The sequence below is a fragment of the Kosakonia sp. CFBP8986 genome (assembly GCF_034044935.1).
Taxonomy (GTDB): Bacteria; Pseudomonadota; Gammaproteobacteria; order Enterobacterales; family Enterobacteriaceae; genus Kosakonia; species Kosakonia cowanii.
The window spans coordinates 28,985-51,067 of the sequence record NZ_JAXCXB010000015.1 but is presented as its reverse complement, the minus strand read 5'-3'; the positions used below and the strand labels follow the sequence as shown (position 1 = coordinate 51,067).

General features: G+C 54.0%; 26 protein-coding genes. 11 read left to right on the top strand and 15 right to left on the bottom strand.

Translation table 11 applies throughout. The features are described from left to right. Window positions 1–218: 218 nt before the first annotated feature. Entirely contained in the window at window positions 219–701 is a 483-nt protein-coding gene (locus SOM48_RS22105; protein WP_320513028.1) for a glutathione peroxidase, read from the bottom strand. 236 nt (window positions 702–937) lie between these two features. On the opposite strand from SOM48_RS22105, the gene SOM48_RS22100 reads away from it, so the two are divergent. Genes SOM48_RS22100 through SOM48_RS22085 form a run of 4 tightly spaced genes read left to right on the top strand, consistent with a single transcriptional unit; the run spans window position 938 to window position 3,395 of the window. Further along, window positions 938–1,516 carry a cytochrome b gene (locus SOM48_RS22100; protein WP_320513027.1) on the top strand — a complete coding sequence of 193 codons (579 nt, stop codon included), beginning with the start codon at window positions 938–940 and terminating at the stop codon, window positions 1,514–1,516. 31 nt (window positions 1,517–1,547) lie between these two features. Then, window positions 1,548–2,063, top strand: coding sequence for a tetratricopeptide repeat protein (locus SOM48_RS22095; RefSeq protein ID WP_414672805.1), 516 nt, complete (start codon window positions 1,548–1,550; stop codon window positions 2,061–2,063). A gap of 22 nt (window positions 2,064–2,085) precedes the next feature. Then, entirely contained in the window at window positions 2,086–2,601 is a 516-nt protein-coding gene (locus tag SOM48_RS22090) for a sigma-70 family RNA polymerase sigma factor (protein WP_288880317.1), read from the top strand. Then, complete coding sequence (locus tag SOM48_RS22085; RefSeq protein WP_076769720.1) at window positions 2,598–3,395, top strand: anti-sigma factor family protein; 798 nt, start codon at window positions 2,598–2,600, stop codon at window positions 3,393–3,395. Before SOM48_RS22090 ends, SOM48_RS22085 begins: the two co-directional genes overlap by 4 nt. Window positions 3,396–3,407: 12 nt before the next feature. On the opposite strand, the gene SOM48_RS22080 is transcribed toward SOM48_RS22085, so the two are convergent. Next, the gene (locus SOM48_RS22080) at window positions 3,408–3,977 is read right to left on the bottom strand and encodes a YceI family protein (RefSeq protein WP_320513025.1); all 570 of its coding nucleotides are present in this window, start codon (window positions 3,975–3,977) and stop codon (window positions 3,408–3,410) included. An 88-nt stretch (window positions 3,978–4,065) separates the two neighbouring features. After that, on the bottom strand, window positions 4,066–4,797 hold the full coding sequence (locus SOM48_RS22075) for an SDR family oxidoreductase (protein WP_320513024.1): 732 nt from the start codon (window positions 4,795–4,797) through the stop codon (window positions 4,066–4,068). Between the two features lie 367 nt (window positions 4,798–5,164). Here SOM48_RS22075 and SOM48_RS22070 point away from each other — a divergent pair, with 367 nt between their 5' ends. Continuing rightward, window positions 5,165–5,716 (top strand): cysteine hydrolase family protein, encoded by a 552-nt coding sequence (locus SOM48_RS22070; protein WP_320513023.1) that lies wholly within the window; start codon window positions 5,165–5,167, stop codon window positions 5,714–5,716. A 36-nt stretch (window positions 5,717–5,752) separates the two neighbouring features. Here the strand turns inward: SOM48_RS22070 and SOM48_RS22065 are convergent, their stop codons facing one another. Beyond that, window positions 5,753–6,931, bottom strand: a complete 1,179-nt coding sequence (locus SOM48_RS22065; RefSeq protein ID WP_414672804.1) for an MFS transporter — start codon at window positions 6,929–6,931, stop codon at window positions 5,753–5,755. Window positions 6,932–7,209: 278 nt separating this feature from the next. On the opposite strand from SOM48_RS22065, the gene SOM48_RS22060 reads away from it, so the two are divergent. Next, entirely contained in the window at window positions 7,210–7,797 is a 588-nt protein-coding gene (locus SOM48_RS22060) for a TetR/AcrR family transcriptional regulator (RefSeq protein WP_320513021.1), read from the top strand. Between the two features lie 169 nt (window positions 7,798–7,966). After that, window positions 7,967–8,401 (top strand): GNAT family N-acetyltransferase, encoded by a 435-nt coding sequence (locus SOM48_RS22055; protein WP_414672803.1) that lies wholly within the window; start codon window positions 7,967–7,969, stop codon window positions 8,399–8,401. A 112-nt stretch (window positions 8,402–8,513) separates the two neighbouring features. Here SOM48_RS22055 and SOM48_RS22050 read toward each other — a convergent pair whose 3' ends face one another. Then, on the bottom strand, window positions 8,514–9,902 hold the full coding sequence (locus SOM48_RS22050) for a sensor histidine kinase (protein WP_320513019.1): 1,389 nt from the start codon (window positions 9,900–9,902) through the stop codon (window positions 8,514–8,516). Continuing rightward, window positions 9,902–10,579, bottom strand: coding sequence for a response regulator (locus SOM48_RS22045; RefSeq protein ID WP_315082865.1), 678 nt, complete (start codon window positions 10,577–10,579; stop codon window positions 9,902–9,904). The genes SOM48_RS22050 and SOM48_RS22045 overlap by 1 nt, the downstream gene beginning before the upstream one ends. A gap of 183 nt (window positions 10,580–10,762) precedes the next feature. Here SOM48_RS22045 and SOM48_RS22040 point away from each other — a divergent pair, with 183 nt between their 5' ends. Next, window positions 10,763–11,599 carry a MipA/OmpV family protein gene (locus SOM48_RS22040; protein ID WP_313163755.1) on the top strand — a complete coding sequence of 279 codons (837 nt, stop codon included), beginning with the start codon at window positions 10,763–10,765 and terminating at the stop codon, window positions 11,597–11,599. Between the two features lie 86 nt (window positions 11,600–11,685). Here the strand turns inward: SOM48_RS22040 and cynR are convergent, their stop codons facing one another. Then, a complete protein-coding gene (gene cynR, locus SOM48_RS22035) occupies window positions 11,686–12,573 on the bottom strand; it encodes a transcriptional regulator CynR (RefSeq protein WP_320513031.1) in 888 nt (295 codons plus the stop codon). A gap of 109 nt (window positions 12,574–12,682) precedes the next feature. Here cynR and SOM48_RS22030 point away from each other — a divergent pair, with 109 nt between their 5' ends. Further along, window positions 12,683–13,336 (top strand): carbonic anhydrase, encoded by a 654-nt coding sequence (locus tag SOM48_RS22030; protein WP_320513018.1) that lies wholly within the window; start codon window positions 12,683–12,685, stop codon window positions 13,334–13,336. Window positions 13,337–13,363: 27 nt separating this feature from the next. Beyond that, on the top strand, window positions 13,364–13,834 hold the full coding sequence (gene cynS / locus SOM48_RS22025) for a cyanase (protein WP_076769715.1): 471 nt from the start codon (window positions 13,364–13,366) through the stop codon (window positions 13,832–13,834). A gap of 66 nt (window positions 13,835–13,900) precedes the next feature. Here cynS and SOM48_RS22020 read toward each other — a convergent pair whose 3' ends face one another. From SOM48_RS22020 to SOM48_RS21990, 7 genes are all read right to left on the bottom strand, one after another. After that, complete coding sequence (locus SOM48_RS22020; RefSeq protein WP_320513017.1) at window positions 13,901–14,377, bottom strand: nuclear transport factor 2 family protein; 477 nt, start codon at window positions 14,375–14,377, stop codon at window positions 13,901–13,903. Between the two features lie 60 nt (window positions 14,378–14,437). Beyond that, window positions 14,438–15,004, bottom strand: a complete 567-nt coding sequence (locus tag SOM48_RS22015) for a TetR/AcrR family transcriptional regulator (protein ID WP_320513016.1) — start codon at window positions 15,002–15,004, stop codon at window positions 14,438–14,440. Window positions 15,005–15,429: 425 nt separating this feature from the next. Beyond that, a complete protein-coding gene (locus SOM48_RS22010; protein ID WP_289742779.1) occupies window positions 15,430–15,648 on the bottom strand; it encodes a hypothetical protein in 219 nt (72 codons plus the stop codon). A gap of 280 nt (window positions 15,649–15,928) precedes the next feature. Further along, complete coding sequence (locus SOM48_RS22005; protein ID WP_312200055.1) at window positions 15,929–17,002, bottom strand: GIY-YIG nuclease family protein; 1,074 nt, start codon at window positions 17,000–17,002, stop codon at window positions 15,929–15,931. 307 nt (window positions 17,003–17,309) lie between these two features. Then, window positions 17,310–19,208 (bottom strand): methyl-accepting chemotaxis protein, encoded by a 1,899-nt coding sequence (locus SOM48_RS22000; protein WP_320513015.1) that lies wholly within the window; start codon window positions 19,206–19,208, stop codon window positions 17,310–17,312. Between the two features lie 169 nt (window positions 19,209–19,377). Then, a complete protein-coding gene (locus SOM48_RS21995) occupies window positions 19,378–19,899 on the bottom strand; it encodes a GNAT family N-acetyltransferase (protein ID WP_320513014.1) in 522 nt (173 codons plus the stop codon). 114 nt (window positions 19,900–20,013) lie between these two features. Continuing rightward, a complete protein-coding gene (locus SOM48_RS21990; RefSeq protein ID WP_320513013.1) occupies window positions 20,014–20,562 on the bottom strand; it encodes a GNAT family N-acetyltransferase in 549 nt (182 codons plus the stop codon). Between the two features lie 98 nt (window positions 20,563–20,660). Here SOM48_RS21990 and SOM48_RS21985 point away from each other — a divergent pair, with 98 nt between their 5' ends. Next, window positions 20,661–21,566, top strand: a complete 906-nt coding sequence (locus SOM48_RS21985) for a LysR family transcriptional regulator (RefSeq protein WP_320513012.1) — start codon at window positions 20,661–20,663, stop codon at window positions 21,564–21,566. A 53-nt stretch (window positions 21,567–21,619) separates the two neighbouring features. Here SOM48_RS21985 and SOM48_RS21980 read toward each other — a convergent pair whose 3' ends face one another. Next, a complete protein-coding gene (locus SOM48_RS21980) occupies window positions 21,620–22,042 on the bottom strand; it encodes a TraB/GumN family protein (protein ID WP_341850046.1) in 423 nt (140 codons plus the stop codon). Between the last annotated feature and the right edge of the window lie 41 nt (window positions 22,043–22,083).

Genomic DNA, 22,083 nt, shown 5'->3' with positions numbered 1-22,083 from the left:
CGTTGGCTTTGGTGAGTTTCAGCGCTGAGCGAGGTAAGGAAGTCGCATTGCATGTCGGGCGCAGATCCCCTGTTTTCATTAGCAAAGCGGCTAAGTTCACAATATTAAAATATGAATGTCCGCTCCAGGCACATAGCGGACGCTTTTCTCGCCCCTCGCCTGCCTCCCCTGCCTGTGCCCCAGCACACTAAAATAACGCCTTCGATTAAGCGCTGAAATCAGCTTTCAAGCGCAGCAACGATCGCGGCTTCCATTTTCTCCGGCTTGGTAAACGGCGCAAAACGCTTAATCGGTTTGCCGTCGCGGCCAACCAGGAACTTGGTGAAGTTCCACTTAATTCGCTCCCCCAGTACGCCGGGTAGCGCCTTTTTCAGGTAACGAAACAGCGGATGCGCGGCGGCGCCATTAACCTCGATTTTTGCAAACATTGGAAAGCTGACGCCGTAGTTAATGTGGCAGGTCTGCGCGATATCATCCGCACTGCCGGGCTCCTGTTTACCAAACTGGTTGCAGGGAAAACCGAGCACCACCAGCCCCTGGGCGGCATATTTCTGGTAGAGGGTTTCGAGGCCGGCATATTGTGGCGTGAAGCCGCAATGGCTGGCGGTATTAACGACCAGCACCACCTTCCCCGCGTAGTCGGCCATCGGCACAGGCTCGCCGCTAAGGCTGGTGGCAGTATGTTGATGAAAAGTGCTCATATGAGGTCCTCGTAGCAGAACAGGTCGACATTACCGCTCAGCGCGTCTCTGGGGATACATGGTGGCAAAGTTGGCGCTAAAGAACAACAAACCGCACCGCTTCGCGGTTTTGCGGCGTGATAGCCGCCACTTTTTAGCGCCGCTCGCCGGAATAAAAAGCAAAAAACAATTTTTTATCGAATAGATCCACAGGGTGTGGCGTTTACCCATCATCAACAGACTGATGGAATCGCTTTATGACCGCAACAACACCGGCGCTGACAAGACAGCGCTACGATAGTTTTACCCTCGCCCTGCACTGGATCACCGCAGCCAGCGTCATTTTCCTCTTTGCCAGCGCACATATCTGGGAGCTGCTGGAGCGCGGGACGCCGCTGCGAAAAGGGTTGCAGGCCGTGCATATCTCCTGCGGCATCCTGCTGGCGTTGGTGATGGTTGTCCGCCCGCTCTGGCGGCTGTTCAGCCAACGCTCCCGCCAGTTTTCGATGCCGCCGCTCGAGGGTTCGACTCTGGCGAAAGGGCTCGCGCACGGCATGCACGCCGCGCTCTATCTGCTTCTTTTTACGCAAATCGTGCTGGGATTTCTTTTCCGCTGGTCGCAGCATGAGCCTTTCCAGTTCTTTGGTCTGTTCGACCTGACAGGCTGGGTGGAAATTACCCCCACCCTGCGGCATACCCTTGCTGGGTGGCACGACACGGTAGCCTGGGCGCTGATCTCAGTGGCACTGGTGCATGCGCTGGCCGCGCTTTTCCATCACTACCTGTTACGGGACGGCGTACTGCGTCGCATGCTGCCCGGCCGTGCTTTTCGTTAACCTGGAGTCCACCATGAAATTACCTACCGCCATGATTAAACGTCTGCTGCCTGTGGCCTTTGTTCTGTTAAGCGCGCCGGTTTTTGCTGCCGGGGACGATAGCAGCAACAGCAAAACGCCGGATTGCCCAACCGGGCAGGTGTACGACAGTTCGACAAAGCAGTGCGTGCCAGAAAAAACAAGCCAGCTCAGTGATGAAGATAAAACCCGTTACGCCTATCATCTGGCAAAAAAAGGGGAGTATCAGGCTGCGCTGAATCTGCTCAACACGCTGAAAAATGGCGATACCGCTGAAACATGGAATTATCGCGGCTACGCCACGCGCAAGCTGGGGCGTACGGATGAGGGTATCGGCTATTATCAGCGCGCTATCGCCCTCGACCCCACGTATGCCAAAGTGCGGGAATATCTGGGTGAAGCGTGGCTTATCAAAGGGCGTCCTGACCTGGCGCAAGCACAACTGAAAACCATCGCCACACTCTGCGGGCAGAGTTGCGAGGAGTATCGGGATCTTGAGGCGGCGATTAACGGCCATGCTGGATCCTGAGTAAAGGTATGAGGATAAAAAAATCACTAGCAGTGACGTCCGCCAGCATCTTGCTGAACATCTGACACGCCTGTGGCGCTATGGGCTGGTTCTGTCGCGTAATCGTGAGGTTGCCGAGGAGCTGGTGCAGTCTACCTGTGTGCGCGCGCTGGAAAAAAGCGCGCAGTTCACCCCCGGCACGCGTATCGACAGCTGGTTATTCACCATCCTGCACTCCATCTGGATTTCAGATGTGCGTGCCCGCCGGGTGCGCCTTGGGCAGGGCTTCGTTGAAAGCGATGAACTGCTGGCGCCGGATACCCATGAGCAGGATGAGGCTCGCCTGCACTATGGAAAAATTATGCAGCACGTCAGCGACCTGCCGGAAGCGCAGCGCAACGCGGTCTTTTTGGTCTATGTCGAAGGTTTTACCTATCAGGAAGCGGCAGATACCTTGTCTGTGCCGATTGGCACCATCATGAGCCGGCTGGCGACGGCGAGGGCGAAACTCGCTCAGCTTGTTCACGCCCCGCGACCTGTACAGGAGAAGCGAGAGTGAAATCCATCAGATTTACAGCGCCCTACAGCGATGAGGCTATCGTCGCCTGGCTGGATGGCGAAATGGAGGCAAGCGATGCCCGGCGTTTCGAGGCCGCGCTGGCTGAAGATACACAGCTCGCCGCACGAACTAACGCGTTAAGGGTTAACCAGCAAGAGATTGCCAGCGCTTTTGCGCCACTGCTTAATGAGGCACCACAGTCACGCATGGAGGCACAACTCACCACCCTGCTCGCCCGGCCAGCGGCAACTGAACCGAAAACATCCGGCGTCAGCCGACGGGCGCTGATCGCCGCCTCGCTCAGTTTTCTGGTGATCGGTTCCGGGCTGGGCTATCTGGCGCGTCCTGCAACGAAGACGTTGGGGGAGAGCGAAAAAATTCGCGACCTTGAGGCGCAATATATGTCGCTCTATAGCGCAGAGACGCTGCTTGATGCAGACAGCTCACCCACGGCATTGCAGCGCGGGCTGGCACGCACGGCACAGGACATCGGTTTACGGGCGGATGCGCAACAACTTGAACTGCATGGAGCAGAGCTGAAAATGGTGCGCATCCTGCGCTATGACACCACCTCCATTGCGCAGATCGCCTGGATGCATGCCGATTATGGCCCGATGGCGCTCTGCATTTCGCCGGACAGCCAGCCCGCGCGCGCGGAGCTGAATCACGAGCAGCGCCACCAGATGAACCTTGTCTGGTGGCACTCAGGTGGTTACCAGTTTGTGTTGATTGGCCGTAACCCCACCTCCCAGCTGAAGCAAAACGCGCTCACCCTGCAGGCAGCGCTTGCATAGCCAAAGGCGCGCTCAGACGGCCCGGTGCAGGCGGGCCTGAATCGCAATATTGATGGTCACGTGGTCATCAACCAGCGCCGCGAAACTGGTCATATTGAAAGCCGAGCGTGAAATCGTGGTTGTTGCATTCAGGGAAATGTTCTCTGGCCCGCTGGTTTTATCATTCAGTAAGGCATCCAGAATGACCGGGCGCGCGATATTCTTCACTGCCAGAGTGCCCAGGATCCGATAGTGCCCCTGCCCCAGCGCCACCACCCTGCTACTGGTGAATATGATGTTCGGGTAGCGTTCAGCGTCAAAAAAGAGGTTGCTTTTCATCTGCCAGGTTAACAGCGGGTTAGAGGCATTGAGCGTCGCTACCGGGATGGAGACATGGACAGTGTCATCTCTGTCGTTGCCAGCATTAAGCGCAATATCCCCGGTGACATCTCCCAGCCTGGCCTGTGACATATCGCCAAATGCCTGCCAGGAGAGGGTAATGGTGGTTTCTTGCGAATTAATACGGTAGTCAGCCGGGTTGGCATATAACGAAAAGGAGCTGAGCAGAAATCCGAGAGCGATGGCAGGCACGATACGCGTCATGTTGATAATTCCTGGGGTGTTTAGCGTGTAAACGTGCCAACCCGGTTTTTTATTCGACTCCCTTTTGCTGAGTCTGAAAGTGCTACGGTTACAGCGCTTCGCGGGTTGGGCCCTGGAAGTAAATCTGGCCGATATGGCAACTCCGCGGTTGCGTCAGCACAAAACGGATCGTCTCCCAGACCGAACGCCCATTCAGCAGACGCTCACCCATTTTCGCCTGGCTCCCGGCAAGCGGGTCTAATCCTGTCACTTCGAAATCGGGTGGATAGAGGCCGGTAACCCGAATATTCTCTTCGCTAAGTTGCTGAGACAGTTTCGTGATAAACCCGCTAAGCCCATGTTTGCTCGCAAAAAAAGCGGGGTGGGCAATAGAGTCCGTAAAGTTCGGGATGCCGCATGAAGAGATGATCGCGACGATATCTGCGCTCTCTGAACGCCGAAGCCCCGGCAGCAACGCCTGCGTCAGCAGAATCGACCCTGTCACGCCAGAGTTGATGGTCGTGATAATGTCTGCCGCAGGCTGCTCGTCTAAGGTGCCTGACAACCACTGCGCAGCATTGAGGATCAACATGTCGATGGGCTTGTCTGACGCTAACAGCCGATCGGAAAAGTGAGGGAGGGATTCAGGCTGGGCTAAATCACACAGATACCCTCTTGCGATGCCGCCCTCCGCGGTAATGATGCCGCAGGTTTTCTCAATATCCTCAGCCCGCCGCGCGGAAAAATCGACCTCAACGCCCTCTCGCGCCAGCCATACGCAGAGCGCCTGACCAAACCCCCTGCCACCGCCGGTAATAACCGCTCTTTTACCTTTCAGCATCTTCATCTCCTCTTTTTTCTCTGTGAAGAGAGATATACATGAGGAGGCGGGATGACATCTTTCCGTTCGTGCCATTTTTAAATGAGCGTTGTTCAGATTAGAGATTGAAAACGTTATTTGCCTGGTGTTATAAGCGAAGAGGCGCTTCTGTCATCTTTCTCTTTCCTGTTTTAATCGTTAACGCATCACTAAAGGCCAGAAAATGATTAAGTCAGTTCACTCAATCACGACTACCACCACCACCACCGGGCCTTGCGGCGGTGTGGCGTTATCTGTGACTGAATTCTGACAAACAGATCCTCGCCCCCGCCAAACCGGACGGGGAAAACGATCTCTCCGTTCATAACATGCTGAATGGAGACACATCATGATTTCATCTGACAAGGCACTTTTGGTTATCGATATGCAGCAGGGGCTTTTCCGTGGCCCTGTTGCCCCACACTCCGCAGTCAGCGTGCTGGAAAATATTTGCCTGCTGATTGCTAAAGCGAGACAGGATCGGGTGCCGATCTTTTTTGCCCGCCACACCGAACCAGATGACTCGCCCTTCTCAGAGCAGAGCCCGCTAACGCAACTGATAGCGGAAATGGATGTTGATGCCGGGCGGGATATTATCTTTGTTAAAAAGTACCCCAGCTGTTTTCGGGATACGACCCTGCTGCATCACCTCGAGCAGGCAGGCGTAAAACAGCTGGTTATTGCCGGCATGAAAACAGAGTTTTGTGTCGATACGACCTGCAGGGCAGCGCCGGAGCGGGGCTTTAAAACCGTGCTGATTTCAGATGCGCACACCACCATGGATAGCGAATGCTTGTCAGCAAGTGACATCATCAGCCATCACAATGCCACGCTCGGCGGGCCGTTCGTAACGCTTTCGTCCACCGCTGAATGGCATTTTGGCTCTGACAAAAGTGCCTGAAGGATGATGCCCCCCTGATTCTGGGGGGCGCTACAGTTATCTTCGGGCAGAGATACGACTCGGCATCATGGTTAATAACAGAGCAGCAATCGCTAATGCGCAGGCAAGCCACAGAGGCGCGGTAAGCGTTAACGCATCAACAAGCTCCCCGCCAACCCATGCTCCTGTCGCAATGCCAATATTAAAGATGCCGACATAAAGGGCTGCGGCTATCTCAACGGCGTCGGGAGCGGCTTTCATCATCCAGGTCATCAGCCCGACGGAGAGCCCACCGTATGCCAGCCCCCAGAAAATCAAAATCGCCCCGCCGCCCATAACCGTCTGCCCTGCGCTCAGAAAAAGCAACGGCGTTACGGCCAGTGCCGTTGCCACCACCATCAGCGTGCGCGTGGTATTGCGGGCAGCGCCGATCCCCACAAGGAAATTACCTATAATACCCGCGATACCGTACGCGAAGAGGATCGCCCAAATCCACTGGGTATGGAATCCGGATACAGAGATCAACAGCGGGCGTACGAAGGTAAAAGCCGCAAAATGGCTGGTAACCAGCAACAGTGTCAGGAGCAAACCTGCTACTAATGTGCGGTTGGTAAGTTGCGCAATGAACTGGCCGACCTTCGCGGAGGCAGCAACAGGCAACGGCGGGATAACAGCAAGATGCAGCGCCAGGACCAGTGTGCTAAAAAGCGCCATGCAGCCAAAAGCCCAACGCCATCCGATCGCATCGCCAATGAACGCCCCCAGCGGTACACCGAGTACCGATGCGGCCGCAACACCGCCAAATATAATGGATGTCGCCAGGCCAACCGATTTTTCCGGCACCAGGCGCGCCGCCAGACCGCCCGCGATAGCCCAGATTCCTCCCATGCATAAACCAACAAGGGCGCGCGCCATCAGCATGATGGCCAGGCTGGATGCCAACGCCGAGGCCAGGTTAGCCACTATCAGCAGCACCAGCAGGCCACACAGTATCAAACGCCGATCGATCCCCCCCGATGCAATAACCACGAAGGGTGCGAATAACGCAGCAAGCAGTGCTGGCAGAGAGATCGCCAGCCCCGCACTGCCTGTGGTGACAGAGAGCGTCGCGGCGATGGAAGTCAGCAACCCGACCGGCAGCATTTCCGTCGTCACTACAGAGAATGTTGCCAGACCAACCGCGAGGACCGGCGTCCATAAACCGCGAACCTGCGTCGCGCCAGAGAAAGTACTCATCATGCAGTTCCTTATGTGAGCGCCCTGTCAGGCGCAATGATCCGAACAACAACCCGGCCAGGCATACGCGGCTAAAAGCAGGCCAGCCGCCGTAAAACGGCCGGTTCCAGGGGCAGAAAAAAGGTCTCGATAGAGTGTTGCCATCTCATTCTCCGGTAGCATGTGCTTGCCACAACGCCGTGGCACAGCGACAATTCATACAAGGCGTATGAAAACAATCCTATATTCATACGCTGCGTATGTAAATAATCATTCATTGCGTATGTAAAGGAAAAATCATGGTTCGCCGTACCCGTGCCGAGATGGAAGAGACAAGAGCGACATTGCTGACAACTGCCCGCCACTTTTTTAAAGAGCATGGCTTCGCTGAAACCTCGATGGATGATCTGACTGCTCAGGCAGGGCTAACGCGTGGTGCGCTCTATTACCACTTCGGGGATAAAAAAGGCTTACTGGCCGCGGTAGTAGAGCAAATTGATGACGAAATGGATCAACGGCTACAGGCGATTTCGGACAGTGCAGCCGATCCGTGGGAAGGTTTTTGCAGCCGTTGCCGCGCCTGCCTTGAGATGGCGCTGGAGCCTGAGTTTCAGCGCATTATGTTGCGCGATGCCAAAGCCGTACTGGGCGGTTTCTCACCTGAATCACAGCGCCATTGCGTGCAATCCATGCAGACCCTGATTCGCGATCTGATCGAGCAGGGCGTAATTGAAGAAGCCGACCCGGAGGGGCTCGCTTCGCTGATTTACGGAAGTCTGGCTGAAGCCGCGTTCTGGATTGCCGATAGCGATGAAAGCGATACGCGCCTCGCGCAAGGCATTGCCGCGCTGAACCTGCTGCTTCGCGGATTACGGCCAGCTCAATAGCGTGCGCATCACAAAAGGACAACTGCGAAGCGTATGCCCTTTCAGACTTCACAAAAAGCCAGCCAGATCCAGTGGGGGTTAATGGCGTGCAGATAGTGATAATGTTCAGTTTCCCGACATCATTTTGACAGGTGTGAGCGTGAGCACTTCAGCGATACATGAATGGCGTATGCATGATTTTCTGGTTAGCACAGACAACGAAAAACTGGACATACAGGCAGTGCATCACTATTTGACGAGATCCACATGGGCAAAAGGTATCGATCTGGAGACCGTCAAAGTTTCAGTAGCAAACAGCCTTAACTTTGGTGTTTATCACCACGAAACCCAGATAGGGTTTGCACGCCTGGTAACGGATCACGCGACTTTCGCTTATCTGTGTGATGTCTATGTCCTTGAGGAGCACCAGGGCGAAGGGTTGGGAAGATGGCTTATGGAATCTATTCATCGTCACCCGGTGTTTGAAAAGCTTCGTAGGATCGTGTTATTCACCACAACCGCGCCATGGCTTTATGAAAAGTTTGGCTATCAACCGGTGAACCGGCAAAATTACACCTGGTCCATTAGCCGGCCTGACATCTACACCAGCAAACAAAATCAATAACAAACCCTTACGACACAACGCCCGGGTGAAACGTTATCCATCGCTTCCCTTTTCTCCCGGAAGGTGAAGCTGCTTAAGAAGCCGATACGCTTCGTAAAGCAGTTCCTTTTTTTCAGGCAGCGGTGTGGCTGGGAAACTCAACGGTCACCACTAATCCCCCCTCTTCAGAGGTGCCTAAGCTAACGCGGCTGTTGTGTTGCTGCGCTACCGCCCTGACGATGGAGAGACCTAACCCGCTGCCGCTCTGCATCTGATTGGGATCGCGGAAAAAGCGGTCGAAGACGCGCTCGCGCAGCTCAACGGGGATGCCGGGCCCGGCATCAGAGACGCGAAGCTGCGTGAATGCATCACACGTTCGCACTGCGACCTCAACCCGCCCGCCCTCCGGGCTATATTTGATCGCATTTTCAATAACGTTATCAATCAGCGACATCAGGCGCTCCCTGACACCGTCGATGCAGAACTCATCATCGGCGTAAAACTCCAGTTCGATCCGCCGCTCAGCCGCCAGCGGCGACAGCGCCGCCATACGATCCTGGATAAGCGAGGTCAGTGGCACGGGGGCCATCACTGTATCGGTGCGCGCTTCGCTGTGCATCAGCAGCAACAACTGATTAACGAGACGTGCCGCACGGCTGTTACTACGAATAATTCCTGCCAGCAACGCCTGTTGACGCTCGCTGCTGATATAGCCCTGCAACGCCTCAACGTTGATGCGCATCGCCGCCAGCGGGGTGCGCAGCTCGTGCGCAGCATCGGCAATAAACACCCGCTCCCGCTCCGTGCTTTCCCGCAATCTCGCCAGAAAGTCATTGATTGCATCCACCATCTGGCGAAGCTCTTTATGTTTTGGCACAGCGTTTAAGGGCGAGAGATCCTCCGGCGTGCGTAAAGCAATCTCGCTGACCACCCTGTTCCAGGGCCGCATGGCGATGCGGATCGACAGCCAGGCGGGAAATAGCAGAAACGGGATGCAGACCAGCAGCGGCAGGATGTAGTAGCCGCGCGAGTTGAGGTAGATAAAGAAGTTCAAGCTGCCGGCAGGCGTGATGAGCGTAACCTCCGTTTTGCCGTCTGCTGATTTAAGGGTACGGCTGGTCCAGCTGCGCCCTTCACTCTCGATTTTTTGCAGCTTGCCATAGCTGCTGTTGGTTACCCCGGTTGGCGCGCCTTCAGAGGCGTAAATAATCGCGTGATCTCTGCGCACGATAAGGCTGATGGAGAGCGCGGGATCGTCACCACCGCCATACCCTTCCCGCAGTGCCCGACTGAAGGACTCCAGAACGGCGGTTCGCGCCAGTGGGCGATCGTCCATATGATCGACCATGGTAAAGATGGTTTCGTAAGTCTCACTCCCGGTGAGGATCGGCGGGCTGCGCAAGTCCTCCCACAAAATGAAGGTGAGAAAAAGGCACCATAGCAGCGTGAGCAACAGCATCTGGGCGATGATAATTCGCCGAGCCAGCGTCGGGGCCTTCAGGCTGCGCCAGAACGTTCCCATCACCCTTCCCTCTTCTCAATGGGAACGGTATCAATGACATACCCTACGCCCCGCACCGTGCGCACATACCCTTCGCCAATTTTGCGCCGCAGATTGCCCATATGCACATCGAGGGTGTTGCTCATATTCTCTTTTTCACCAAAGACGCGCTCTTCCAGAAAGCGGCGCGTCACCACGCGATCGGGGCGCAACAGTAACGTCTCAAGCAGCGCGTACTCGCTTGCCGTCAGCTCAATCGTGCGTGCGCTTACCGTCACGCGCCGCGTCGGCACATGAAGGGACAATCCGCGAATGTCGATTACCTCATTGTCAAAACCGTAACTGCGCCGCGCAAGGGCTCTCACCCGCGCCAGCAGCTCGGCGAGCACAAAGGGTTTGACCAGATAATCATCAGCCCCGGCATCCAGCCCGCCCAGACGATCCTGCAGCGTGCCTCGCGCGGTCAGAATAATGACCGGGATCCTGTTGAGCCGCTGGCGCAACATGGCCATCAGGCTCATGCCATCGCCGTCGGGCAGCCCGAGATCCAGCAGCACAAGCTCCGGCACGCAGAGATCGAGCTGATGCAGCGCATCCGCTTTGCGGCGAACCCATATAACGTCTAGCCCTTGATCGGCCAGCGCAATACGTACGCCGTTGCCAAGATCGAGGTCGTCTTCGATAAGTAGAATTTTCACAATAGTTACGTTACCAGGCGTAAATGAAGAACGTCTGAAGAAAAAACGGTAGCTGAAATCTATCAGGTTTATCTCACCGTTACGCGCTTCAGACTTTCTTCATTTTCGGCTCATGAGAACTTTAGGGTGGGTATGCAAACTAGGCGTGACTCGTAATCAGATGACTCCATAAGGACTTATTTAATGAGAAACACCGAACCGCGTCGTAAGTTCCTCCCTGCATTCCCGGGACGCCCGCTGAAAAAAATCGTGCCGGGCGCGCTGCTGGCGTTGCTCGCCACTCCAACACTGGCGGCAGAACCGCCCCAGGGTACCACCTTAACGCTGGGGGGCGGCGTGGGTGTTGCGCCGCGCTATTCAGGTTCCGATGAAAACCGCGTCTCGACGGCGCTGGTGCTCGATTACTCAATGCGTAATGGCTTCTTCGCCAGCTCGACGCGCGGCATCGGTTATGGCAACAGCCTTGGCAACGTCGATTACAGCGCGGCACTGAGCTATCGCACCGGCCGTAAAGATCACAATGTCGACAGCGATACCATGAGCGACGGCAGCGACCACTTACGTGGAATGGGCAATGTAAAAGGCTCGGCGCTCGGCGTTGTGGGCCTTGGGTATAAGTTGACCAACTGGCTGAGTGCGCAGTTGCAGGCTGAGGTGCCCTTTTCCCAGCGCGACAATGGTGCGGCGCTGCATTTCGGTATCGTCAGCCCGCTTTATCACTCGCCGAAAAATAGCGTGACGCTGGGGCTGACCAGCAGCTGGGGGACAAATGATTATATGCAGACTTACTACGGGGTCAGTGCCACGCAGTCCGCCGCATCGGGGTTTACGCAATACACCGCCGGTTCGGGGATCTATGCCTGGTCACTCAATCTCGACTGGACGCACAACTTCACCGAACGCTGGAGCGTGGTCGCCGATGCAGGCTATACACAGCTGGCGGGTGATGCGCGTAATAGCCCCATTGTGCAGCGCAAAGCGTCCCCCACCGGAAGCCTGACTGTGACATATCGCTTCTGATGAATATTCGCCCCGGCGGCTGGCGGTTGTCTGGCGTTACAGTACAGAAATGCTATCCGCCGGGTTAGCGATACATGGGCTGCGTTTCAGTCAGTTAGCCTGGCTGAAACCTCTATTGCCAGTTCAGTGAAGGCACGGGCGGAGAAGCTTTGATAGCCATCTCTTCGTCGCAGTAAAACAGCCGTACGCTGCAGCCGCTCGGGTTCAAGCGCGATGGCCACCAGATCGTCCTGGGCAAACGCCGTCTTCGCAGGTAATAACGTTGATAGCGGCGTCCAGCGGACAATCTCAATCACCGCGCCAAGGGCGTTGGCCTCCATCAGCACCTGAGGAGTGATGTGATGCTTGCGAAAGTAACGATCGATCTGCTCGCGCGTCGCGAACTCCGAACTGAGTAACACAAGCGACTCTTCGCCAAGCCTTTGCAGCTCAACACGTTTCTCTTTCGACAAAGGGTGTCTGGGGCTAACCACCAGCGCAAGCGTCTCCTCCAGCAACGGGACCGATTCGATATCGGGACTGTGCACCGGCGCAAAAGCGATACCCACGTCCAGCTCCCCTGCCAAAAGCAATTCTTCCATATGCTCCTGGGCGATCTCTTGCACGCTGAGAGTGATCTTTGGATAGCGGGCGTGAAAGGCTTCAACCAGCGGCCCCAGAAGATAGGTCGTAAAGGTTGGCGTCACCGCCACGCGTAATGATCCGCGGCTGAGATCGCTCACCTCATGAATGGCGCGCGTGGCTTCACGCAACTCCTGTGACGCGCGACGGGCATATTGCAGGTAGATCTTTCCGCTATCCGTCAAACGTGTCGTGCGCCCTGAGCGATCAAATAACTGAGCGCCCAGACTCTCCTCAAGTAACTTTACCTGCTGCGAAAGCGCTGGCTGAGATACGTGCAGCTCCGCTGCCGCTTTCGTAAAGCTAAGGTGCTCTGCAACTGCAAGAAAATAGTGAATATGCCGGGCGAGCATCATGCTCTCCATTAGATTATCTAATAAATCTCATAATAAATGAGACTTTTACCTTATACAACGCACGGCTTACTCTCTGCTCCACACCCAGCGACAGTGAGAAAGCACGATGAAAGCGATCATTGACGGTTTTTTGAAGTTCCAGAAGGAGGCGTTTCCCGAGAGGAGCACGCTGTTTCGGGATCTCGCCACCCAGCAGAGCCCGAAGGCGCTCTTCATTTCCTGCTCCGACAGCCGGCTGGTGCCGGAACTGGTCACTCAACGCGAACCCGGCGATCTGTTTGTGATCCGCAACGCCGGCAATATTGTCCCGTCATATGGCCCGGAGCCGGGCGGTGTTACCGCCTCCGTGGAGTACGCCGTTTCCGCCCTCAGGGTCGCCGATATTGTGATCTGTGGTCACTCCGACTGCGGCGCAATGACGGCAATTGCCACCTGTCAGTGTCTGGATCATATGCCTGCCGTGGCCAGCTGGCTGCGATACGCTGATTCAGCGAAGGTCGTGAATGAGTCGAGACAGCATGAGGATCGGCCGACGAAAGTCGCGGCGATGGTGCGTGAAAATGTGATTGCGCAGCTTGCCAATATTCAGACGCACCCCTCTGTTCGCCTCGCGCTTGAAGAGGGCCGCGTCACGCTGCATGGCTGGGTATATGACATCGGCAGCGGAGGCATTGACGCCTTCAATGGCCGGGAATTCGTCTCCCTTGCGGAGAACCCGGATGTTCATGCTGTTTCCCAACGTACCAGGCTTGTTGCCTGAACCCCCTATCAACCCGGAGATAAAATAATGATCCAGACTCAAGTTACCCAGAGCGCCCGCCAGGTGCTTACTGAAACCATCATTCTGGCAAAGGCACGCAAAAACCTCTCCTATGCGGAGATCGTTGACGGCACAGGGCTCTCCGAAGCCTTCGTTGTTGCCGCGTTGCTCGGCCAGCACCCTCTTCCGCAGAGTGCCGCGCGCGTCGTGGGCGAGAAGCTCGATCTGAATGCTGATGAAATTGCGCTACTACAAACGGTGCCGGTTCGCGGAAGCTTTGGGGGCGAAGTGCCCGGCGATCCGACTCTCTACCGTTTCTATGAAATGATGTCGGTCTACGGGCCGACCCTGAAGGCGCTGGTTCATGAGAAATTCGGCGATGGTGTGATCAGTGCGATCAACTTCAAGCTGGACATCAAAAAAGTCGACGATCCGGATGGCGGCCATCGCGCCGTGATCACGCTGGATGGCAAGTATCTTCCTACCAAACCTTTCTGACCCTCCAGGCCTGCGACTTCTTCCAGCCGATAACGGACGGGCATCCGGTAAGGGATGCCCGGACACTTACAGCCCCAGCGCGGATAATCCCGGATGATCGTCCGGGCGACGCCCCAGCGGCCAGTGGAACTTGCGCTCGCTCTCTTTAATCGGCATGTCATTAATACAGGCGTAGCGATGATGCATCAGCCCGTCTTCACCAAACTCCCAGTTCTCATTGCCGTAAGAACGGAACCAGTTCCCGGAGTCATCGCGCCACTCATAGGCATAGCGGACAGCGATACGGTCACCGTCAAATGCCCACAGTTCCTTGATCAGTCGGTACTCCAGCTCTTTTTTCCACTTACGATCAAGAAACGCTCTCGCCTCTTCACGATTATTGGCAAACTCCGCCCGGTTGCGCCATTTGGTATCCAGAGAGTAAGCAAGCGACACTTTTTCGGCGTCGCGGCTGTTCCAGCCATCTTCAGCAAGCCTGACTTTTTCAAGTGCTGACTCGCGGGTAAACGGCGGCAGCGGCGGACGGATAGGTGAATCGGACATGGTGGTGCCTCCAGCATAAGTGGACAGGTGAGTGTTTCATTTTTGGAACGCAGATCCCGGCTACGGGATCTGCTTTAGCAATAACTGAGCGACATCTTTTGCCTCATCGGCGACGCGGTAATCGCCCATCACGCGCGACATGGTGATGGCGCCTTCAATCAGTATCAGTAACTGCCTCGCCAGCGGTAATGGCTGATCCGGATTTAACTGCCCGGTAAGTTCAACCAGGTAGTCGAGCAGTTTCTGCTTGTGCTGCCTGGCGATTTGGCGAACCGGATCGTCCGCATCCCCCACTTCGCCCGCCGTATTGATAAATGCGCAGCCGCGATAGCCTTCCGACTCGAACCAGCTTTTAAGCACGGTAAAGATATTCAGGATGCGCTCGCGCGGCGTCTCCGCTTTGTCGCACTCACGCCTGAACCACTCCATCCAGCGCACATCACGCGCATTCAGCGCCGCGGCAGCCACCTCATCCTTATTGGTGAAATGGTGATAGATACTTTTGCGCGCCACGCCGGACGTCTTCACCAGAAGCTCCATACCGGTGGCATGAATACCGTTCTGATAGATAAGCTCTTCAGCGGTTGTGAGAATTTTCTCGCGTGTGTTGGTCATGTTTTTGTTCATGGGCTAATGGTAGAACGATCGTTCTACCTTGGTCAAGCGATAACGCATAGGCTTTTTGCTGCTCGCGGGAAGAGAATAATAAAAGGATTTTAAATCAAGGACAAAGAATCGGGTTGCCATGAATTATTCATAGAGCGTGACGCGTAGGGAGCGGAGGATCACGCTCCGGCGGGATTTTTTGGTGACACAGAGAGAAGTCAAGGCTGCTTTGAGTGAGAAACAGATATTCCGTGCAATGACCCGTTCACTGAATAAAAATTCGGCTGAGCCAGAGTCGCGTTAGTTAGGGCATAAACCCGTGGGCTTTTTTAATGGCCCGCACTGATCAAAGCCATACACCTTGTAGCCTTTACGTTTCATACAGGCAATAACCCGATCAAATCTCTCAGACTGTTCATCGGACGTTTCATTCGGCATCAGGGTATTTAAACTCCAGTGTTTATCATCCAGGTTTTCGCTTCGATCAATACCACAACTATAGAGCGCTTCTTTTCGTTCACGGAAATTTGTCTGCCCCGTTGAATCCACTTTCTGAAAGAGCTGTATCCAGGGAACATAGGTGTAGTTAGACGAGCCATATCTGCCACCACGCAGCCGGTTAAAGCCAAAATACCAGCCAGTAAAATAGGCGTTTGAAAATGCATAACGCTCCCTTGCTCCCGATCACTACAGCTCTTATCGTTTAATCCGCCAAAGCTGTAATGCATACTGAAGTAAAATTGCCAGGTTGCAACATGGTAGATACTTTATTTCAGAAAAACGCGCACTGGCATGAGAGCTGACGTCTACTGCGCGCAACCAGCAAGAGGTGCAACTATTATCATCACAGTTTAAATAGCATTGCATTAATCATCGGGAGAGTGTTCACAGATATATCCAGAAAGCTTCGTTGAATCAGGAAAAAGTGGACAATAGTTTTTGCATTCATGGTTGCTGCAACAGTTCTCGCATCTCAGGGAAAAGAATTGAAACGAATGCATCATATTGTCGGTCAAACTCAGTATCTTCATCAAGATAGGACATGAACCTAATCACGGTCTCAGCCTGCTTGAGTGTAGTTGGCGGTTTAAAAGCCTGCCAACCCAGCAAGAATAAACGTCTTAGAGGGTGATTATCTTTTTTACCTCTATTTAAGGCTGCGGCAAGCACGTCATAAGCAGAAGGTAATTTGCTACCCACAGTGCGGGCATGTTTGAAAGACAACAAGACGGGAAGAATCCCTTTTTTATTCCAAAAACTCCAGCTTAAACATGGAGCAAAACTTTCATTCCAGCATGGATAACGGGTTAAGGAGAAAAAGGTCTCAAATACAGCTTCATGCATACGTTCTGGACAGCCTTCATCATAATAGTTCAAAACGACATCAAGGAAATTCCCCATGGCAGCATCCCAGCTATGCTCGTAATCGAAAATTTTTTTTTCAAGTTCAGACTGCTTAACACGCTCCCATACTCCATGAGCGCGTAATTGCACTTCAACTAAATTCTGCTCTGTTTGGGTATAGTAACCTCCTCGGACTTTACTAATGCCATACTTGAGCATAAGTATAACCGTGGCTTCACTTTCCATTATCTCTGCCTCGCGAGCATTTTTCGTTCCTGTATTAACTGTATACATTAATCGAAGTGGTGTGTTTAATCGGGTCCACTCGGCACCTTTCCCATTGAAGTGCTCATCTATTCTTTTTTTTATATTTCCTGTCAATCCAACATAGTAGCACCCATTCGATAGTTCAAGGACATACATGTAGATGTCTACGGGTAACAAAGAATTAAACCAGTACTCAGATTTATTATTAACAGAACTCTCAGTAATAAAATCACCATCGCCCAGTCGAATAAATTCCTCTGCAATTTCATCAGAAATTATCTTGCCAATTACCCTTTGCTTCCACCCCCTTGTGGGTGGCCATTTTTCACCAAGCAACTCGATTTGCTGCCGTTTATGCGAACCTCTTTGAGATGCTCCTGACATTAATAATTCCATAGTGATAATCATCTGCGTCCTCATAATCATGGAAATTTTATTAACTTAGGTCATTGTTATAAAGTTATCAATTAAACTAGACACTATATAGCAAAATTACTGATATCTGTAACGTCCGCCACTGGCACAGAACCGACCTTGACCATCACCTGCAAAACTAAAATAGCCACCGAATCCACGGCGATTAACCGTTTAGTAAAAAACAGAAATACGAAGGGATATTTATAACCCGGGAAGTGCGAAGCGAGCATCGACGAAGAGCACAAGTGACAGACGCAAGAGAAAAAAGCCGGCCCCGCAGGGTCGGCTTTTATGTATGTCAGAGCTTAAAGCTGCCAACCACGTTTTCGAGCTGGACGGTCTGCTCTTCCATCGATTGCGCAGCCGCCGCCACCTCTTCCACCAGTGCCGCATTCTGCTGCGTGGCGCTATCGAGTTGGTTGATGGCGATATTAATCTGGGCAATCCCGCGACTCTGTTCATCGCTGGAAGAGCTGATTTCTGAGATCAGCACGCCCACGCCTTCCACTTTCTCCATCAGGCCATCCATTGTTGCCCCCGCCAGACGAACCTGCCCGCTGCCCTGCTCAATGCTGCTCACTGACTCTTCAATCAGTTTTTTGATCTCCTGAGCCGAGCGGGCACTGCGCTGTGCCAGGGAGCGAACTTCACCGGCCACCACCGCGAACCCACGGCCATGTTCGCCCGCCCTTGCTGCCTCTACAGCGGCGTTAAGCGCCAGGATGTTGGTCTGGAAGGCGATGCCATCAATCACACTAATGATGTCCACCACTTTAGCGGAGGAGTCATTGATGCTATTCATCGTGGAGACAACTTTGTTGACCACGCTGGCCCCCTGTTTTGCCGCCGCTGAAACCTCTTCCGCCAGTTTGTTCGCCTGCAACGCGTTCTCTGCGTTAAGGCGTACGGTACTGGTCAACTCTTCCATCGACGCTGCCGTTTCCACAATCGAGGCCGATTGATCTTCGGTGCGCGAAGAGAGGTTGAGGTTACCGCTGGCAATCTGTCGCGAAGCGGACGAGATCGCCAGCGTGCTGCTCCCGACCTGCTGCATCAGCTCATTAAGGAATGAAATAAACTTATTGAAGTTGTTAATAATGGCATTAAATTCCGGGCTCTTACTTTGCGCAAGACGCTGCGTTAAATCCGCGCCGCCGCTGGAGAGCGCTTCAATATTACGGTTGAGCAACGTCACATTGTGGAAAATATTGCGCACAATAATCATCATGATAACGACGATAAGAAGTCCAATAATCGCCTGTACGATGGTGAGCTTGGTCATAATGGCGTCAGAAATACTCACCAGCTGGCTGCTCGGAATATCAACCGTCATAAACCACGGGCTCCCGCTAATGGGCAGAACGAACAGGGAATGCGCACCGTCTTCACCGTCATATCTGCCGCGCACTTCCGTTGTTTTGCCCTGGCCTAACAGGCTCATTAACGGCGCTGCCGCCGGAATACCGAGATCGCGGACGTTTGAGAGGGCGGGTTTATCCTGTACGGAAGAGCCGTTGCCGACGATTTTGCCGTCCGCCTCAACAATCAGTACGCTGCCATTGACCGCTTTGCCCATGTCGACAGCCAGCTGGTTGAAGAAACCCAGCGTCACGTCAATGGTCGCCACGCCCCAGACTTTGCCATCTTTCCAGATCGCCATGGCACAGTTAGTGCGGGGCTGTGGGCTGGCCGCATCCTGGTAGGCTTTCGCCCACGCACACTCTCCTTTTGGCGCATTCATACCGTCTTTATACCAGGGTTGCTCCCAGTATTTTGCCGATTCCGGCTGGTTCCATACGGTGTTGACTTGCAGGTTGCCGCCGCCGTCGCGGGCATAGAAAGTACTGAATTTGTCCCTGGCCGGATCGCGCTGCCCAGGCAGAGGCCAAATCCCACCGCCGAATACGTTGAGATCCCCATACTGGTTAACCAGATGCGGTAATAATGCGTCGATTTGCTCGCTTTGCAGACCGACAACCAGTTCAGTAATTGAGCGTTGCTGAGCCTTAACACGGTTCATCTGCTCTTTAATGGCGTTACTTTGTAGTTGAACCGTCGTCTGAATATTTTTGGTTTCGGATTCAATAATCTGCGGGGAGACGAATAGTTTGATAACAATATAGGTAACGATCAATAAGATAACGAAAAAGCTTATAAGTAACAGGCCTATTCGGCCCTGGGTATTTTTCCATGTCATATTAGCGGCACTCATTGGGGTTGTTATTCGATCTAATATCGACATTTCGTTGAAATGCTTTAACTCACCCGGCGCCACTATTTCATTTCGAAGCACATTTAATTGGACAAACTATTTTTTGAGGAAAAAACGTTATGTCGATCACATTTTATAAATGCGCTTTAAGAGTTTAGTCGCGAATAAGAAGCCGCACCTGCTTACTGCGATAACTCACATAATGTTGAAACTCGAAGCCGAAACGCTCGGCTAAATAGTTTGAGCGTTGGTTTTCTTCAGCAATGATGCAGCAGACAGGCGAAGCGAAGGTCTCATCTGCCCATAGTAAAATTGCGGCCAGCGCTTCAGAGGCATAGCCTTTACCACGTACTTCCGGAATCAGTGTCCATCCCGCTTCCGGGTATGTCAGCTTCGGCGTGGTGTCGCGATGCGCATCCTGAAAGCCAAACGCACCGGCATACTGGTTCGTTGCTTTTTCAAACACGGCCCAGTAGCCATATCCTAACGCCTGCCAGTGCCCGATATAACGTAACAAGCGAGCCCAGACCATCTCTGCCGTCGGGATCTCGCCACCGCTTATTTTTGCCATTTCCGGGGTCGACCAGCACGCCTGGAGCGCCGGAAAATCATCAAGGGTAAATTGCTTTAAAATCAGGCGTTCTGTTTCAATGTGAGGTGCTTGCTGGTGTGCCACGGTTACCCCTTATGCGGGTTTTATGATGTGGCTACGTTATCACCAAAAACGAAACATCCACAATGAATTAACATACCAGCAACAACGCCCTCTGCTGATCTCCAGCCGACTGCATCAGTAGGCAGAATGCCCGGATCTTTCAGCCATCTCCGGCAGCGTGCTCTCCCCCTGCCCGAGGGTGCGTTGCATCATGACGGTATCGAGCCAGCGCCCATGTTTAAATCCTACCGATCTGAGTGTGCCGGTCAGCATAAATCCCGCCCCGCGATGCAGGGCAAGTGAGGCAGCGTTTTCGCTGTTTCCCACCACGGCGACGAGCTGGCGAAAACCGCTGGCTTCGGCCCATGCCACCGCACGGGAGAGCAGTTTTTTGCCGATACCCTGCCCCTGGCAAGCGGCATCGATATAGACCGAATCTTCGAGGGTAAACCGGTAGGCATGCCTTTCGCGGTAGCGTGCCAGATAGCAGTAACCGCGCACATTGCCATCGACCACGGCGACAAACCAGGGCAGCCCGGAGGCCTGCAACCTCTTCAGGCGGAATGCCATTTCCGCTTCATCGGGCGGTTGGGTTTCAAACGTGGCGCAGCCGTGTAATACGTGGTATGCATAAATTTGTTGTATAGCAGGGATATGTCGTTCTTCTGCCTGAATAATTTCCATCAGTACGGCTCCTTATTGCGTCTGAGAAAGAGACTATCCCCTGGCGATCATTTCAGACAGGCCACCGGGCTTATCAGCAGCATAAGGAAAACTTTGGCATGACAAACCTTAACCTCGACCACCTGGCCACCTTCAGACTGGTCATCAGCCGGGGCAGTTTCTCCAAAGCAGCGGCGGAGCTTGGCCTGTCGCAGCCCGCTGTCAGCCTGCAAATAAGACAGCTGGAGCAAGCGCTGCAGGTGCGGCTTATTGAGCGAACCGGTCGGGGAATCAAGCCCACTGCGGCTGGCATAACGCTTTGCGAGCACTGCCAGAAAATAGCGGCAGCGGTAACCACCGCGGTGGAAGCGGTCTCGCTACATTCCGATGAGATTACCGGCACCGTCACCGTCGGCACAGGCGCAACGGCGTGCATTCATCTTTTGCCGCCGATATTGCAGCAGTTGCGCCAGACGCATCCGCTGCTGAAAGTGAATGTGCGCACCGGCAACACCTCAGAGATTGTCCGCGGCGTCGAGGAGAACCGGATCGATATCGGCCTGGTCACACTGCCAGCCGCAGGCAAAAGCGTGAGCGTTAATCCGCTCTACAGGGATGAGTTTGTGGTCATCATGGAGGAGGATTTATCCGCGCGATCGATGAAAGCCCTTTCTCCTGACGATCTCTTATCGCTGCCGCTGATTATTTTTGAGTCCGGAAGCGGAACGCGCGCGCTGATTGATGAATGGTTCCGGCATGCAGGCCATCTTGCCAGCCCGGTGATGGAGCTTGGCAGTATCGAAGCGATCAAGCGAATGGTGCGATCGGGGCTGGGTTACAGCATCGTTCCCCGCATCGCCGTGGCAGCCCATGAAGAGTGTGAAGGACTCAGCGTATACCCGCTGACGCCCCCGCTTCAGCGGACGCTTGGGACCGTTATGCGTGAAGACAGGATCGTCAGCAGGGGAATGAACGAAGTGCTGAAAAAGCTCGATGAAACTCTGCTTAACGAGGAGAGCAGATAAACATCAGGCTGATTGACGCGGCCCTTGTCCGCTTGCTGGTATACGAGGGGATTTTACGAGGAAACTATCACTGGCGAACGCACCGCATTGAAGATAAAACAGCCCTCGTACTGATCTTTGGCTGTCACGGTTTCACGCTCAAAGGCATGGTGCCATGCGGTGCAGGTAGCCGGTATTTCTGCCGCGGTAAGCAGAGTACAGGCAGCATCACCGCACAGAGACTCTGCGGAGTGTGGGTCGGTAATGTGAAAACGAAAGGGGGATAAATCATTGTGTAAGGCGCTGCCACTGCGGGCAAGCTGAGCCACAGAATGACTTTGCCCTGGAAAAAACTCTTCGAAATATTCTCGTACAGATTTCAGCTTTAGTGCTGCCCTCTCGCGGCTCCCCTCTCGTTTTATATGCAGGTTATGCAGCATGATCAGCATCCGCTGCCGGGGATAGGCTGAAGTTAAGGCGATTAACTTTTCAGCCATGGTTGCGTCACGCCAGGCGAAAAGCGTGCCCGCTGATTTGG

Excerpts from the sequence above, each read along its gene's own strand:
- SOM48_RS22105 (WP_320513028.1), bottom strand. The coding sequence starts at position 701 with ATGAGCACTTTTCATCAACATACTGCCACCAGCCTTAGCGGCGAGCCT.
- SOM48_RS22100 (WP_320513027.1), top strand. The coding sequence starts at position 938 with ATGACCGCAACAACACCGGCGCTGACAAGACAGCGCTACGATAGTTTT.
- SOM48_RS22095 (WP_414672805.1), top strand. The coding sequence starts at position 1,548 with ATGATTAAACGTCTGCTGCCTGTGGCCTTTGTTCTGTTAAGCGCGCCG.
- SOM48_RS22080 (WP_320513025.1), bottom strand. The coding sequence starts at position 3,977 with ATGACGCGTATCGTGCCTGCCATCGCTCTCGGATTTCTGCTCAGCTCC.
- SOM48_RS22075 (WP_320513024.1), bottom strand. The coding sequence starts at position 4,797 with ATGCTGAAAGGTAAAAGAGCGGTTATTACCGGCGGTGGCAGGGGGTTT.
- SOM48_RS22070 (WP_320513023.1), top strand. The coding sequence starts at position 5,165 with ATGATTTCATCTGACAAGGCACTTTTGGTTATCGATATGCAGCAGGGG.
- SOM48_RS22065 (WP_414672804.1), bottom strand. The coding sequence starts at position 6,931 with ATGAGTACTTTCTCTGGCGCGACGCAGGTTCGCGGTTTATGGACGCCG.
- SOM48_RS22060 (WP_320513021.1), top strand. The coding sequence starts at position 7,210 with ATGGTTCGCCGTACCCGTGCCGAGATGGAAGAGACAAGAGCGACATTG.
- SOM48_RS22055 (WP_414672803.1), top strand. The coding sequence starts at position 7,967 with ATGCATGATTTTCTGGTTAGCACAGACAACGAAAAACTGGACATACAG.
- SOM48_RS22050 (WP_320513019.1), bottom strand. The coding sequence starts at position 9,902 with ATGGGAACGTTCTGGCGCAGCCTGAAGGCCCCGACGCTGGCTCGGCGA.
- SOM48_RS22040 (WP_313163755.1), top strand. The coding sequence starts at position 10,763 with ATGAGAAACACCGAACCGCGTCGTAAGTTCCTCCCTGCATTCCCGGGA.
- cynR (WP_320513031.1), bottom strand. The coding sequence starts at position 12,573 with ATGCTCGCCCGGCATATTCACTATTTTCTTGCAGTTGCAGAGCACCTT.
- SOM48_RS22030 (WP_320513018.1), top strand. The coding sequence starts at position 12,683 with ATGAAAGCGATCATTGACGGTTTTTTGAAGTTCCAGAAGGAGGCGTTT.
- cynS (WP_076769715.1), top strand. The coding sequence starts at position 13,364 with ATGATCCAGACTCAAGTTACCCAGAGCGCCCGCCAGGTGCTTACTGAA.
- SOM48_RS22020 (WP_320513017.1), bottom strand. The coding sequence starts at position 14,377 with ATGTCCGATTCACCTATCCGTCCGCCGCTGCCGCCGTTTACCCGCGAG.
- SOM48_RS22015 (WP_320513016.1), bottom strand. The coding sequence starts at position 15,004 with ATGAACAAAAACATGACCAACACACGCGAGAAAATTCTCACAACCGCT.
- SOM48_RS22010 (WP_289742779.1), bottom strand. The coding sequence starts at position 15,648 with ATGCATTTTCAAACGCCTATTTTACTGGCTGGTATTTTGGCTTTAACC.
- SOM48_RS22005 (WP_312200055.1), bottom strand. The coding sequence starts at position 17,002 with ATGATTATCACTATGGAATTATTAATGTCAGGAGCATCTCAAAGAGGT.
- SOM48_RS22000 (WP_320513015.1), bottom strand. The coding sequence starts at position 19,208 with ATGACATGGAAAAATACCCAGGGCCGAATAGGCCTGTTACTTATAAGC.
- SOM48_RS21990 (WP_320513013.1), bottom strand. The coding sequence starts at position 20,562 with ATGGAAATTATTCAGGCAGAAGAACGACATATCCCTGCTATACAACAA.
- SOM48_RS21985 (WP_320513012.1), top strand. The coding sequence starts at position 20,661 with ATGACAAACCTTAACCTCGACCACCTGGCCACCTTCAGACTGGTCATC.
- SOM48_RS21980 (WP_341850046.1), bottom strand. The coding sequence starts at position 22,042 with ATGGCTGAAAAGTTAATCGCCTTAACTTCAGCCTATCCCCGGCAGCGG.